Origin of the sequence: Stenotrophomonas sp. YIM B13575, from assembly GCF_042787595.1 — a bacterium.
In the GTDB taxonomy this organism is placed as follows: domain Bacteria; phylum Pseudomonadota; class Gammaproteobacteria; order Xanthomonadales; family Xanthomonadaceae; genus Stenotrophomonas; species Stenotrophomonas lactitubi_B.
Genome location: NZ_JBHZOP010000033.1, coordinates 1 through 14,377, shown reverse-complemented (window position 1 = coordinate 14,377; position 14,377 = coordinate 1). Strand labels below are relative to the sequence as shown.

General features: G+C 66.8%; 12 protein-coding genes. 7 read left to right on the top strand and 5 right to left on the bottom strand.

Features of this window, described 5'->3' with window-relative positions; all coding sequences use genetic code 11:
* Nucleotides 1–165 precede the first annotated feature (165 nt).
* Entirely contained in the window at nt 166–1,272 is a 1,107-nt protein-coding gene (locus tag ACFX4F_RS07015) for a catalase family peroxidase (protein WP_380653560.1), read from the top strand.
* A complete protein-coding gene (locus ACFX4F_RS07010; RefSeq protein ID WP_380653557.1) occupies nt 1,269–1,805 on the top strand; it encodes a cytochrome b in 537 nt (178 codons plus the stop codon). Before ACFX4F_RS07015 ends, ACFX4F_RS07010 begins: the two co-directional genes overlap by 4 nt.
* Nucleotides 1,806–2,372: 567 nt before the next feature.
* Here the strand turns inward: ACFX4F_RS07010 and ACFX4F_RS07005 are convergent.
* From ACFX4F_RS07005 to ACFX4F_RS06990, 4 genes are read right to left on the bottom strand one after another with little or no spacing between them, the layout of a single operon-like run.
* A complete protein-coding gene (locus tag ACFX4F_RS07005) occupies nt 2,373–2,975 on the bottom strand; it encodes a response regulator transcription factor (protein WP_025878350.1) in 603 nt (200 codons plus the stop codon).
* Nucleotides 2,972–4,186, bottom strand: coding sequence for a sensor histidine kinase (locus ACFX4F_RS07000; RefSeq protein WP_380653553.1), 1,215 nt, complete (start codon nt 4,184–4,186; stop codon nt 2,972–2,974). Before ACFX4F_RS07000 ends, ACFX4F_RS07005 begins: the two co-directional genes overlap by 4 nt.
* 6 nt (nt 4,187–4,192) lie before the next feature.
* Nucleotides 4,193–4,972, bottom strand: a complete 780-nt coding sequence (locus tag ACFX4F_RS06995) for an ABC transporter permease (RefSeq protein WP_380653550.1) — start codon at nt 4,970–4,972, stop codon at nt 4,193–4,195.
* Complete coding sequence (locus ACFX4F_RS06990; RefSeq protein ID WP_380653547.1) at nt 4,969–5,865, bottom strand: ABC transporter ATP-binding protein; 897 nt, start codon at nt 5,863–5,865, stop codon at nt 4,969–4,971. Before ACFX4F_RS06990 ends, ACFX4F_RS06995 begins: the two co-directional genes overlap by 4 nt.
* Before the next feature lie 202 nt (nt 5,866–6,067).
* On the opposite strand from ACFX4F_RS06990, the gene ACFX4F_RS06985 reads away from it, so the two are divergent.
* The 4 genes from ACFX4F_RS06985 to ACFX4F_RS06970 all read left to right on the top strand — a co-directional run bounded on the left by ACFX4F_RS06985 (nt 6,068) and on the right by ACFX4F_RS06970 (nt 10,609).
* On the top strand, nt 6,068–7,315 hold the full coding sequence (locus ACFX4F_RS06985; RefSeq protein ID WP_380653544.1) for an efflux RND transporter periplasmic adaptor subunit: 1,248 nt from the start codon (nt 6,068–6,070) through the stop codon (nt 7,313–7,315).
* A gap of 102 nt (nt 7,316–7,417) precedes the next feature.
* Nucleotides 7,418–8,107 (top strand): ABC transporter ATP-binding protein, encoded by a 690-nt coding sequence (locus ACFX4F_RS06980; protein ID WP_025878346.1) that lies wholly within the window; start codon nt 7,418–7,420, stop codon nt 8,105–8,107.
* Nucleotides 8,108–8,121: 14 nt separating this feature from the next.
* Nucleotides 8,122–9,279 carry an ABC transporter permease gene (locus ACFX4F_RS06975; RefSeq protein ID WP_099819632.1) on the top strand — a complete coding sequence of 386 codons (1,158 nt, stop codon included), beginning with the start codon at nt 8,122–8,124 and terminating at the stop codon, nt 9,277–9,279.
* Nucleotides 9,280–9,292: 13 nt separating this feature from the next.
* Nucleotides 9,293–10,609 (top strand): ABC transporter permease, encoded by a 1,317-nt coding sequence (locus ACFX4F_RS06970; protein ID WP_089241407.1) that lies wholly within the window; start codon nt 9,293–9,295, stop codon nt 10,607–10,609.
* A gap of 73 nt (nt 10,610–10,682) precedes the next feature.
* On the opposite strand, the gene ACFX4F_RS06965 is transcribed toward ACFX4F_RS06970, so the two are convergent.
* Nucleotides 10,683–10,982 (bottom strand): YrhB domain-containing protein, encoded by a 300-nt coding sequence (locus tag ACFX4F_RS06965; protein ID WP_380653539.1) that lies wholly within the window; start codon nt 10,980–10,982, stop codon nt 10,683–10,685.
* Nucleotides 10,983–11,336: 354 nt separating this feature from the next.
* Between ACFX4F_RS06965 and ACFX4F_RS06960 the strand changes: the two genes are divergently transcribed.
* Nucleotides 11,337–14,195: a TonB-dependent receptor domain-containing protein gene (locus ACFX4F_RS06960; protein ID WP_380653536.1), complete on the top strand. Its 2,859-nt coding sequence runs from the start codon at nt 11,337–11,339 to the stop codon at nt 14,193–14,195.
* Nucleotides 14,196–14,377 lie beyond the last annotated feature (182 nt).

Below are 14,377 nucleotides of genomic sequence, written 5' to 3'. Positions count from 1 at the left end.
CCAATGCCGGTGCGGATGCCGATCCGCTATGACGGTGGGTGCCGACCAGGGTCGGCACTGCATCACCCGGCAAATCTGACGAAAAATTGAATTTCGGCCCCGGCCGGGTTCTGCGAGGATGTGGTGGTCGCCCACCCACACGTCCGTGAAGGCAGGACTCCGACCATGTCGCTCTTCCGCTACACCCGTGCCGGCCAAGGGCCGCAGTCACCACGCAGGCATTCACCGCTGCCCTGGATCGCGCTGATCGCGCTGATCCTGGGCGTCGTCGCCCTCGCTTTCGCCTGGTTGGCCGGCTGGATCGGCCGCGACCGGCTGACCGCACAGCGCTTCACCGACACCATCGAGGCCACCGGCCCTGCGCATCCCGGCTTCCGCCGCGCACACAGCAAGGGTGTGTGTGTGAGCGGTTGGTTCGAACCCAGCGCGCAGGCGCCCACACTGTCCAGTGCACGGGTGTTCTCGCAGGCTAAGGTACCGGTGATGGGCCGGCTGTCGATCGGCGGCGGTGACCCCTACGGCGCCGACAACACCGCACGGGTACGCAGCATCGCCGTGCAGCTGGTCGGCGATGACGGGCAGGAATGGCGGATGGCGATGAACAGCTTCCCGTTCTTCGCCGTGCCCGACGCCGAAGCCTTCTACGAGCAGACCCGAGCGCAGATTCCGGACCCGGCCACCGGCAAGCCCGACCCGCAGAAGATGGCCGCCGTGCTGACGAAATACCCCAGCGCGCAGGCGTTCCAGCAGTGGGCCAAGAGCGCACCGTGGACCAGCAGCTGGGCCAACACCACCTTCAACAGCGTCAACAGCTTCTGGTTCACCAACGCGCAGGGCCAGAAACGTGCGGTGCGCTGGCGCTGGCAGCCGCAGGCGCCGCTGGTGGAGATGGATGCGGACGCACGCAAGCAGGCCAACGTCGATTTCCTCAGCCAGGAACTGCAGCAGCGCCTGGCCAGCGGCCCGGTGCGCTGGAACCTGGTGGTCAGCCTGGCCGCGCCCGGTGATGCCATCGATGATCCCTCGGTGCCGTGGCCGGAATCGCGCGAACAGGTGGTGGCCGGTGTGCTCAGCCTCGACCGCATGCAGTCGCAGGAAGAAGGCGCCTGCGGCCAGCTCAACTTCGATCCGCTGATCGTGCCCAGCGGCGTGCGCGGCAGTGATGACCCGATCCTGGCGGCGCGCTCTGCGGTGTATTCGCAGTCGTTCAACCGCCGCGAACGCGAGCGCGCCAGCGGCAACGTCGAGCAACCGAAGGAGGCTGCGCAATGAACACCGGCAACGGCCACTTCAACCTGCTCGCCCGGGTGCTGCACTGGTCCATGGCGTTGATGATCATCGCGATGCTTTTCATCGGCGTGACCATGGTCGCCTCGCTGCACCTGCGCCCCCTGCTGATCGACCTGCACCGGCCGCTGGGCATCGCCATCCTGCTGCTGGTGGTGCTGCGCCTGTACAACCGCCTGCGCCATCGCCCACCGCCGCTGCCGGCGGATCTTCCGGCGTGGCAGGTGCTGGCGGCGAAGGCCTCGCACTGGATGCTGTACGCGTTGATGCTGGCGATGCCGCTGATCGGCTGGGCGATGCTGTCGGCCGGCGGCTACCCGATCGTGCTGGGCGGTAGCCTGCACCTGCCACCGATCGTGCCGCACACCCCGGCGCTGTACGCCGCGCTGCGCAATGCGCACAGCCTGCTGGCCTATGTGTTGTTCGCCACGGTGCTGATGCATGTGGGTGCGGCGTTGTTCCACCTGTGGGTGCGCCGCGATGCCGTGTTCCAGGCGATGGCACGCGGGAAGGATTGAAAGGGTTCGCCGGGAGTTCCCGGCGGATCGTTTCCGCGACTGCGGGGGGTGTCACTTTCTTTGCTCGTGCAAAGAAAGTAACCAAAGAAACACGCCGCCAGGTCGCGAGCCGACGTGCTTCGCACGCCGGTGCCCTGCGCTCCTCGGCCCGTCGAGGGACGGCGCGGGAACTCGCTGCGCTCAGACACCCGCGCCTCTGCGCCCTCGCCGGACCTGCGGTGCTCGGCTCGCTCAAGGCGGACGGGAGGGCAACAGCGACAGCATCCACGCATGGCGTGGATCTACTGGGTGCAGGTCTGGCGTTTGACGTTGGGTCCGCCTTCTAGCGAGCCGAGCATCGCAGGGGAATCAGGGGCGTAGAGGCGCCGATGTCTGAGCGCAGCGAGTTCGGCGCCGTCCCCTGATTCACCGAGAAGCGCAGGGCACCGGTGCGCAGCACCGGCTCGCGACCTGGCGGCGTGTTCTTTGGTTACTTTCTTGCACGAGCAAGAAAGTGACACCCCTCCGCGGTCGCGGAAATGACCCGCCGGGCATGGCCCGGCGCTACCGGTGCGTCGGCGCACGCTACTACAACCACCCCTTCTGCCGCGCCAGCCGGTACGCCTCGATCCGGTTGGCCACGCCCAGCTTGCCGATGCATTCGGACAGGTAATTGCGCACTGTGCCGTGCGACAGCCCCAGCTGCTCGGCGATCTCGCTGGCGGTGCGGCCCTCGCCCGCCAGGCGCAGCACGCGGCGCTCGCGGTCGGTCAACGGGTCGGCCTGCGACCAGGCATCCAAGGCCAGCTGCGGGTCGATCGCGCGGATCCCCTGCTTCACCTTGCGCAGCGCCTCGGCCAGGTTCTCTGCCGGTGCATCCTTTAATAGATAACCCAGCACGCCCGCTTCCAGCGCACGGCGCAGGAAACCGGCGCGGGCGAAGGTGGTCACGATCACCACCTTGATCGGCAGTTCATGGCGGGCGATGCGCTGGGCCAGCTCCAGCCCGCTCAGCCCGGGCATTTCAATGTCGGTGACCAGGATGTCCGGCTGCAGCTGCTGCAGCATGCGCCAGGCGGCTTCGCCGTCGGCAGCACTGCCCAGTACCTCGATATCCGGCTCCAGGCCCAGCAACGCCGACAATGCGCCGCGCACCATCGCCTGATCCTCGGCCAGCAGGATGCGGATCATGCCGCGCCTCCCTGTGCCAGCGATGGCGGCGACAGCGGCGTAGTCGCGGCCACCAGGGGCACGCGCACGGTCAGCAGCGTGCCCTCCCCGCGTGGCGACTGCAGCGTCAACTGGCCACCCAGCGCCGCTGCCCGCTCACGCATGCCACACAGTCCATTGCCCTCGGCCTGCACGCCGCCACGGCCGTCATCGCGTATCTGCATTGCCAACTGTCGGTCCTCAAGCACGAAATCCACCTGCACCCGGGTCGCCTGCGCGTGGCGCACGATGTTGGTCGCCGCCTCGCGCAGCACCAGTGCCAGCCCACGCTCTACCTCCACTGGCATCGGCGGCGGCGGCATGTACTGCAGGTGTACCTGTTGGCATTCCAGCAGCAGGCGAGCCGAGGCCAGTTCGCCGGCCAGGTCGCTGGCGCGGATGCCGGTGACCGCACTGCGTACCTGTGCCAGCGCCTCGCGCGCGATGTCCTCGGCCTCGCCGATTTCCTGCCGGGCACGCGCGTCATCGCGGTCGTACAGCTTGCGCGCCAGTTCCAGCTTCAGCGTGATCAATGACAGCGTATGCCCCAGCAGGTCATGCAGATCACGGCCGATGCGCTCGCGCTCGGCGGTGGTCGCCAGGCGCCGCACCTCATCCTGGGACAGCTGCAGGGCAACGTCGCGCTGATGGCTCAAGGCCTCCACGTTCACCACCAGGCCGACAATGAACGACACCGCCGGCATCCACACCATGGCCTGCCACGGATAACCGAAGTAGAGCGCGGTGCTGCAGAACAGCAGATTCAGGCCAGTGAGCTGCAACAGGTACACCCACCAGCCGCCGCGGCTGCTCATGCGGATCATCACGCAGCCGAACACGAAGTAGCTCAGTCCCGACGGATACCACGGCAGCAGTACCAGGGCCATCGCAATCATGCCCAGCGCGTAGCGCCAGGCGTGGTGCCGTGGCGCCAGCATCACCTTGGCATAGAACAGCAGGAACAACGGATAGCTGGCCAGCGTCAGCAACAACCAGCGCAGCGTGAAGCCATTGCCGAGCACCGGGGTGAGGAAGATCCAGACCGACCACAGCAGATGGATCGCGCCACTCCAGGGCGACTTGCCTCGCCGCAGCAGTTCGGCCACTGCCGAATCCGGTGCGGGGCGCAGCAGGGACGCAAGCCAGCTCGGTGGCACGGAAGATTCCAGGCGGGGACGATCGCTGCCGATCATGCCAGTTCAGCCGACCCGGCGCAGGCGACGACGCGCCAGCAGCAGTGCGACCGCACTCGCACCCAGCAACACCAGCAGATGGCCAACGGTACCGCCACGTGCCGGCTGGTCAAGAATGGGCAGGGCCAGCTGCGCCAGGTGCCAGGTCGGCCACAGCGGCGCCAGCGTCGAAAACACCGTCGGCAATGCCGACAACGGCAGCCACAGCCCGGACAGCAGGGCCAGCGGCAGGTAGACCAGGTTGACGATGGCCGGTGCCGCGCTGGCGCCGACATGGCTGCCGATCAGCAGGCCGATCGATCCCAGCGGCAATGCCGCAAACGCCGCCACGGCCAGCAGCTGCAGTACCTGCACCGGCTGCAGCTGCACGCCGCCGAAGAGGCACGCCACCGCCATCAGCATCGCGGCGATCAGCACCGCGAACAGCAGGGCCATTGCCAACCGCGCCAGCAGCGGCGCTGCGGCAGGCAGCGGCAGCGCGCGCTTGAGGGTCAGCAGGCCGCCTTCGCGGTCCAGCGCCAGCTGCACGCCGAAGCCAAACAGCGAGGGCGCCATCGCGCCGAACACGCAATAAGTCGCCAGCAGATAGACCGGCGCGTGGCCACGGCCCAGCAGTACGCCGAACAACAGGTAGAACAGCACCGGGAACAACAACGAGGGCAGCACGAACGACGGCGAGCGCCAGGCGCGACGCAGCTCGGCCAGCAGTTCGGCGCGATACGGACGCAGGGCACGCCAGACCGAGGGCGCGGCACCGGCGGCGGTGGGACGGGTCAAGGTGTTCATGCGGCCTCCCGGGTCAGGTCGAGGAAGGCGTCGGCCAGTGCCGCGCCCTGTACTTCCAGTTCTCGCAGCTGCGCATCGGCGGCCAGCAGGCGGGCCACCACCGGCTCGGCCGGGCTGGCCAGCACCTGCAGATGTTCTCCGTCGCGCTGCACCTGCTGGACGCCGGGCCAGTGCTGCACTTCATCGGCGGCCAGCGTGCTGCGGCAGCGGATGCGTCGCGGGCGGTCGGCCAGGCGCAGTTCGGACAGCGGCGCATCGGCCACTACCCTGCCCTGCTCCAGCACCACCACCCGTTGCGCCAGCGCCTCGGCTTCTTCCAGGTAGTGGGTGGTCAGCAGCACGCCGCAGCCTTCGGCCACCAGTTGCCGGATCGCCTGCCACATCGCCTGCCGCGCTTGGATGTCCAGGCCGGTGGTGGGCTCATCGAGGAACAGCACGCGTGGGCGGCCGCAGATGGCGATGGCGAACTGCACGCAGCGCTGCTGCCCGCCGGACAGCTGGCCATAGCGACGCCGGGCAAGGCCCTGCAGGCCCACACGCTGCAGTACGTCGCCCAGCGGCAATGGATCCGGATAGCAGGCGCTGGCCTGCGCCACCAGTTCATCCACCTGCAGCATCGGCGGCAGGCTGGTGCTCTGCAGCATCACGCCGAGGCCGAGCCGATGATCGCGTTGCTGCGGATCGCCGCCCAGCAGCTCGACCTGGCCGCCGTCGGCGCGGCGCAGGCCCAACAGCACGCTGATCGCGGTACTCTTGCCGGCACCGTTGCGGCCCAGCAGGGCCAGTACCTGGCCAGCGCGGACCTGCAGGTCGATGCCGTGCAGGGCGGTATGGTCGCGGTAACGCACCTGCACCTGCTGCAGGCGGGCCAGCGACGAAGCGATCGGATCCATGGGCAGTACCGGTAGCGGGGACGTTGCCATCCTGTGCCGCCGTGGTCACATTTCGCAGTTGCCGCCGTCAATGACATCGGATGACAGCTGTCACTGCCATCGCCGATGCACCTGCCTTCATGCTGTGCCGCACGCTCCACCGCCGGAACCGCCGCTGCCTGCCCTTCCGGTCAAACCCGCCCGAACGCCTGTGATGGAACGAATGAACGCTTCTGCCGAGCTGTTGAAGGAACTCCGTATCGACCGCAAGTCGCCGCCGCCTGCCTCCAGTGGTGGCAGTGGTGGCCGCCGCTGGCTGTGGGTCGCCGTGGTCGTGATCATCGTGTTGCTGGCCGGCGGTGCATTCGCCCTGTTCGGCCGCGCGCCCACCGTGGAAGTGGACACCGCGCCGGCCGTGGCCATCCAGCAGGGCAGCGCCAGCAGTTCGGTGCTCGATGCCAGCGGCTACGTCGTCGCCCGGCGCATGGCCACGGTGTCGGCCAAGATCACCGGCAAGGTGCGCGAGGTGATGATCGAAGAAGGCATGCGGGTGGAACAGGGGCAGGTCATGGCCACCCTGGACCCGATCGATGCCGACGCTCAGCGCAGCCTGTATGCCTCGCAGCTGCAGGCCGCACGCAGCCAGGTGGTCGGCCTGGAAGCCCAGCAGAAGCAGGCCGCCGCCGAGGCCAGCCGCCTGCAGGCACTGGTCGGCCAGCAACTGGTCTCGCGTTCGCAGTACGACCAGGCCGTGGCCCAGCGTGACAGCCTGCGTGCGCAGCTGGAAACCGCACGGCGCAACGTCAAGGTGGCCAACGACCAGCTGTCCATCGCCGACCTCGGCGTGGACAACAACATCGTGCGCGCGCCGTTCTCCGGTGTGGTCACCGCCAAGGCCGCGCAGCCCGGTGAAATCGTCTCGCCGCTTTCGGCCGGCGGCGGCTTCACCCGTACCGGCATCGGCACCATCGTCGACATGGAATCGCTGGAGATCGAAGTCGAGGTCGGCGAAGCCTTCATTGGCCGCGTGCAGCCGAAGATGCCGGTGGAAGCCACGCTCAACGCCTATCCGGACTGGAAGATCCCGGCCGAGGTGATTGCCATCATTCCCACCGCTGATCGCGGCAAGGCCACGGTGAAGGTGCGGGTGGCGCTGAAAGTGAAAGACCCGCGCATCGTGCCGGAGATGGGCGTGCGGGTCAGCTTCCTGGAACAGGCGCAGCCGCAGGCGGCCAGCAAGCCACAAGGCGTTCGCGTACCGGGCGGTGCCGTGGTCCAGCGCGAGGGCGTCTCGGTGGCTTTCGTGCTGGGTGACCAGAACCGCGTGCAGCAGCGCTCGGTCGAAGCCGGCCAGGCGATGGGCAAGGACCGCCAGATCCTCCAGGGCGTGAGGGCGGGTGAGTCGGTGGTGGTCAACCCGCCGGACACCCTGCGCGATGGCGCCAAGGTGCAACAGAAACAAGCGCAGTAACGGCCTGGCGCCCACGGGCGCCGCCGGCAGCACCGCTCGACGCACGCCTGCGGCCTCCGCCGGTGCGCTTCCCCGTTTCCCGCCTTCCGTGGAGAACCACCCATGTCGACCCTGGTTTCACTGCGCAACATCACCAAGACCTACCAGCGTGGCCCCGAGAAAGTGCAGGTGCTGCACGGCATCGACCTGGATATCGCCAGCGGCGATTTCGTCGCGCTGATGGGCCCGTCCGGTTCCGGCAAGACCACCCTGCTCAACCTGATCGGCGGCCTGGACAACCCTACTGGCGGCGAGATCAGCATCGAAGGCGAGCGCATCGACCAGATGAGCGGCGGCCAGCTGTCGACGTGGCGCAGCCATCACGTCGGCTTCGTGTTCCAGTTCTACAACCTGATGCCGATGCTGACCGCGCAGAAGAACGTGGAACTGCCATTGCTGCTGACCCACCTCAGCGCGGCGCAGCGCAAGCGCAACGCGGAGATCGCGCTGACCCTGGTCGGCCTGGCCGACCGCCGCAGCCATCGCCCCAACGAACTGTCCGGTGGCCAGCAGCAGCGCGTGGCGATCGCCCGCGCGATCGTCTCCGACCCGACCTTCCTGATCTGCGACGAACCGACCGGCGATCTCGACCGCCAGTCCGCCGAAGAGATCCTGGGCCTGCTGCAGCAGCTCAACCGCGAACACGGCAAGACCATCATCATGGTCACCCATGACCCGAAGGCCGCCGAGTACGCCACCCACACGGTGCACCTGGACAAGGGCGAGCTGGCCGACGCCCCGCTGGCCCACTGACGGAGGCCGCAGCGATGAAATACTTCTCGTTGGTATGGGCGCAGCTGTTCCGCAGCCGCACCCGCACCCTGTTGACCCTGTTGTCGGTGGTGGCCGCGTTCCTGCTGTTCGGCATGCTCGACTCGGTCCGCGTGGCGTTCTCGTCCGGTGGCAGTGTGGAAGGTGCCAACCGGCTGGTGACAGCCTCGCGCCTGTCGATCACCCAGTCGCTGCCGATCCGCCTGGAAGCGCAGATCCGCCAGGTCAGTGGCGTGCGCGATGTCACCTACGGCATGTGGTTCGGTGGCATCTACCAGGACCCGAAGAACTTCTTCCCCAACTTCTCCGTGGCGCCCAACTACTTCGATGTCTACCGCGAGCTGCAGATCGACCCGGCGCAGCTGCAGGACTGGCAGCAGACCCGCACCGGTGCGATCGTCGGCGAGACGCTGGCCAAGCAGTTCGGCTGGAAGGTCGGCGACACCATCCCGCTGCAGGCCACCATCTTCCCGCGTGGCGGCAGCAACGACTGGCCGCTGGAACTGAAGGGCATCTACCGCTCGAAGGATCGCGCGCTGGCGGCCAACGAAGAACGCCAGTTGATGATGAACTGGAAGTACTTCGATGAATCCAACGACTACATCAAGAACCAGGTGAGCTGGTACACGGTGACGCTGGACAATCCGGATCAGTCGTCGCGGGTGGCGCAGGCCATCGATGCGATCTCGGCCAACTCCGACCACGAAACCAAGACCCAGACCGAGTCGGCGTTCCAGCAGGCGTTCGTCAAGCAGTTCGCCGACATCGGCATGATCGTCACCTCGATCATGGGCGCGGTGTTCTTCACCCTGCTGCTGTTGACCGGCAACACCATGGCGCAGGCGGTGCGCGAGCGTATTCCGGAACTGGCGACGCTGAAGACGCTGGGCTTCAAGGACAGCACCGTGCTGACCCTGGTGATGGTCGAATCGGTGCTGCTGATCGGCCTCGGTGGACTGCTCGGCATGGGCCTGGCGGCGTTGATCCTGCCGGCCATCAGCCCGAAGAGCATGGGCATGCTGCCGCCGCACGTACCGACGCCGACCTGGCTGGTGGGCATCGTCCTGATCGTGGTGATCGGCATCGTGGTCGGGCTGCTGCCCGCACTGCGTGCCAAGCGCCTGAAGATCGTCGACGCGCTCGCCGGCCGCTGAAGAGGACACCGACATGAACAAGCTCAAGAAGTGGCTGGGAAACGCGGTGACCGTGCTGTTGCTGGCCGTCGGCCTGGCGGTGTGGATCGGCCTGCCGTGGATCGGCGTGCTGGCCATCGCGGTGCTGGTGGGGCTGTGGCTGGCGCTCACCCGCAGTGGACGGCTGGCGCTGGCCGCCACCCGTATCGGTATTGCCAGCCTGCCGCAGCGCTGGGGCGCGTCCTCGGTGATCGTGGTCGGCATCGCCGGCGTCGTCGGCGTGCTGGTGGCGATGCTGGCGATGGGCGAAGGCTTCCAGGCAACGCTCAACAACACCGGCGATGACACCACCGCGATCGTGCTGCGCGGCGGTTCGCAGGCCGAGACCAACTCGGTCATCACCCGCGAACAGGTGCCCACGCTGTCCACCCTGCCCGGCATCACCCGCGATGCGCAGGGGCGGCCGCTGCTGTCGCCGGAGCTCTCGCAGGTGGTCAACCTGGTGTCCAAGGCCGATGGCACCGACGTCAACGCGCAGTTCCGCGGCGTCGGCCCGCAGGCGTGGGCGGTGCATGACAAGGTCAAGATCGTCGAAGGCCGCCGGTTCGCCGCCGGCCTGCGCGAGATCGTGGTCGGCCAGGGTGCCAAAAGCCAGTTCCGCGACATGGACGTTGGCAAGACGCTCACCCTGGGCAACCAGACCTGGACGGTCGTGGGTGTGTTCGCCACCGGCGATGCGCATGATTCGGAACTGTGGACCGACGCCGATACGCTGGCCACCACCTACCAGCGCAGTGCCTGGCAGTCGATCAGCGTGCGCACCGACGGCAAGGCCGGCTTCGAGCAGTTCAAGGCCGCCGTCGCCGCCGATCCGCGCCTGAAGCTGGACGTGGAAACTACCCGCGTCTACTACAGCAAGCAGGGTGGCGGGCTGACCAAGCTGATCGACATCCTCGGCAAGGTGATCGGCACCATCATGGCAGTGGGTGCGGTGTTCGGCGCGCTCAACACCATGTATGCCGCCGTGGCCACGCGCGCGCGCGAGATCGCCACCATGCGTGCGATCGGCTTCCGCGGCCTGCCGGTGGTGACTGCGGTGATGCTGGAAACCATGCTGTTGGCGCTGCTGGGTGGCCTGCTGGGGTGTGCGGTGGCGTGGTTGTTGTTCAACGGCTACAGCGTGTCCACCATCGGCAGCAACTTCAGCGCGGTGGTGTTCAAGTTCCATGTATCGCCGGAACTGCTGTGGAGCGGGCTGAAGTGGGCGCTGGGCATCGGCCTGGTGGGTGGATTGTTCCCGGCGCTGCGCGCGGCACGATTGCCGATAACCACGGCACTGCGCGAGACCTGAGCACCACGCATTGATGGAATGAGCGTTGCGCAGGGGACGGAGCGAAGGCTCCGTCCCTTTTTCGTTGCCGAACTCAGAAGTCCACCGACGTGGTTTCAGATGGCGAGGCACGCGAGGCCAGATGCTGGCGCAGGGCTTCCTCCGGTGCATATGCCGTGCCCAGCGCGTGCTGCTCGCCCGTATGCCTGTCGACGAAGATCGGTCCATTGCCGGCCAACGCATCCGATATCTCGCCCGATTGCAGGTAGCGCAGCGATTGGAAACAGAACAGCCAGCCTTCGACGACTTCATGCTCCTGTGTGATGACAACCGGCTCATCGTCGGTGGCAAGTGCAGCCTCCACTCGGCGGCGTGCCTCTTCGAGGTGGATCATCCTTTCATCCCTTCATCTCCTTCTCTCGACGACAACGCGAAGAGCATTTCATGCGGGACTGAGTACCACAACTGATAGCGACGTGCGTACTGCGATGCGTTGTTGCAACCACTCAAGCGTGCCGGTTTCGTGCCGCTATCGATGCCTCTGCCCATCGCACACACAACGCGCGTGACGTTGCGCACAGTGCACCTGTGGATTGTTGGTTGCGATTCATTTTCGCGGCGTTACAGCGCGCGCGGACAAACAGTTACCGATGAAAACACTCTAGAATCCGGCCCCCACGTTGGTTTGCAGCACCCCACGCGTCCATAGAACGGACGCATGTTTTTTCTGAAACACGAGATTTCACGGATGTCCCTGAAGACCACCCCGCTGCGCAACGCGATCGTCATCGCGCTGGCCGCCAGCTGCACCACGCCCGCCTTCGCACAGGAAGCCGGCGATACCCCCACCAACCTCGACCGCATCGAGATCACCGGCTCGCGCATCCGCCAGGCCAGTGTCGAGACCGCGCAGCCGGTGGTGGCACTCAACCGCGCCGACATCGAGAAGAAGGGCTACGTCAACGTTGCCGACATCCTGCAGGACGTCACTGCAGCCGGCGCACCGAGCCTGAGCCGTTCGTCCTCGCTGAGCTCCTCGCGCGATTTCGGCGGCATGTATGTCAGCCTGCGCAACCTCGGCCCGGAACGCAGCCTGGTGCTGATCGGCGGCCGCCGCATGGGCGTCAGCGCCGGCGGTTACTCCGACCTGGCTTCGATTCCGTCCGCCATCGTCGAGCGCGTGGAAGTGCTGACCGACGGCGCTTCGGCGCTGTACGGCTCGGACGCCATCGCCGGTGTGGTCAACATCATCACCCGCAAGAACTTCGATGGTGGCGAAGCCAGCGTCTATGTCGGCCAGTACGGTGAAGGCGACGGCCAGAAGCGCTCCTACAGCGCCACCTTCGGCAAGACCTTCGACCGCGGCTGGTTCAGCGTTGGTGCCGAGCGCACCAAGGAAGACGAAATCCTCGGCGATGCGCGCGAGTTCAGCCGCTACCCGGGCGGCCCGCGCCACGCCGACGACGTCGACGCGCTGAGCCCGACCACCCAGTGGGGCACCGTCACCGTCGGTGGCAAGCCGCTGACCGTTGGCCCGGGCGGCGACCCGAGCAGCGCTGGCAACTTCCACACGCCGAACCCGGCCGACGGCGCCAACGCCAAGACCAACATGAGCCTGCTGAGCGGCCTGGAGCGCACCTCGGTGTTCGCCAACGGCGGCTTCTCGATCACCGACAACCTGCGCATCGTCGCCGACGCGCTGTACAGCAAGCGCGAGTCGACCAAGCACCTGGCCGGCTACCCGTACTCGGTCTCGGCTGCGCAGTCGCGCAACGGTACCCGCGCTGCGCTGTCCAAGGACAGCACCTTCAACAAGTGGGGCCAGGACGTGCTGTTCTCGCACCGCACCGAAGAGCTGCCGCGCGGTACCGAGAACACGCTGGAAACCAAGCGTGCCAGCCTCGGCCTGGAAGGCAGCTTCGAAACCGGTTCGCGTTACTGGGACTGGAACGTCAGCTACATGTACAACCGCAATGAAGGCGAGCGCGTCGGCACCGGCAGCATGTACCAGCCGCACGTCAACCTGGCCGTCGGCCCGTCCTTCATGGACGGCGACGTTGCCCGCTGCGGTACGCCGGGTGCGGTGATCGCCGGCTGCGTGCCGTGGAATCCGGCTGCGCCGATGGGCTACACCGGCCCGGGCTCGCTGGGCAACCAGGATGTGCAGGACTACTTGTTCACCCGCTTCGTCGACAAGATGCGCAGCACCACCAAGGTCGCCAGCGCCAACATCTCCGGCTCGCTGTTCACCCTGCCGGCCGGTGACATCATGGGCGCGATGGGCTTCGAGCACCGCAGCGAAGAAGCCAGCTACACCCCGGACCTGATGGTGCAGAAGGGCCAGATCGCCGGTACCACCGGCCAGCCGACCCGTGGCGATTACTCGCTCAACGAGGTCTACCTGGAAATGCAGGTGCCGCTGCTGGCCGACATGGCGTTCGCCCGCGAGCTGTCGCTGGACCTGGCCGGTCGCTACACCGACTACAACACCTTCGGTTCGACCACCAACAGCAAGTTCGGCCTGAAGTGGAAGCCGATCGACAGCCTGCTGGTGCGCGCCACCTACGGCACCGGCTTCCGTGCACCGACCGTCGACGATCTCTACGGCGGCGCAGTGTCCAGCCGCGATTCGTTCACCGATCCGTGCGATACGAAGTTCGGCATCGCCGCCAGCAGCCCGACCGTGGCGGCACGTTGCCAGGCGCTGAACGTGCCCGCCAACTTCCGTCAGCAGACCGGTTCGGACGGCAACCTTGCCAACCGCCCGGGCCAGCAGGCCACCTCCGATTTCAACTCCGGTTCCAACCCGGAACTGAAGCCGGAAACCGCCAAGACCTGGACCGTCGGCCTGGTCTACAGCCCGGAATTCGTGCAGGGACTGGATGTCAGCCTGGACTGGTGGAAGATCCGCATCGACAACGCCATCGTCGGCGAGTCGGCTACCGACATCCTCAACCAGTGCTACGTGCAGGGTGTGGATTCGGCATGCGGCCGCTTCACCCGTTCCACCGCTGCGGCCACCCGTGGCCAGGTCTCGGCGCTGGATCGCTCGCTGGTCAACGCCGGCTACCGCGAAACCGCCGGCTATGACATCGGTGTGCGTTACCGCCTGCCGGAAACCGCGTACGGCAAGTTCGCCATCAACTGGAACACCACCTACACCGACTACCTGGAGCAGCGCAACGACAGCGCCGCCACCACGCCGGTGGAACAGCGCGTGGGCTGGGCCGGCGACTTCCGCGTGCGTTCGACCTTCAACCTGGATTGGCAGTACGGCAACCTGGGCATCGGCTGGACCGCCCGTTACTACTCGGGCATGAAGGAAGCCTGCTCGTACGATCTGGGCGGTGGCCCGGACTGCAACATGGCCGACTTCGTCTCGCCGTATACCGACGCACAGCCGAGCCGCAAGGTGGGTTCCAACACCTTCCACGACCTGCAGGTGCGTTACAGCCTGCCGTGGGATGGCACCGTGTCGCTGGGCCTGAACAACGTGTTCGACCACCAGGGTCCGATCATGTACAGCCAGCCGAACAGCAGCTTCACCTACTACGGTGGCTTCGACATCGGTCGTTTCATGTACATGAAGTACCAGCAGCGCTTCTAAGCCTGCAACCGCGTTCCCGCCACCGCCATCTCTCTCCTGGCGGTGGATGGAAGCAGAACGGCGCCCCTCGGGGCGCCGTTCTTTTTTGCGGGGTCGGATCCCTGCGCTCCGCGAAGGGCTCTGACCCCATCGCTTTTCCAGGGTTCCGGGGTCAGAGCCCTCCGCGTTGCGCAGGGATCCGA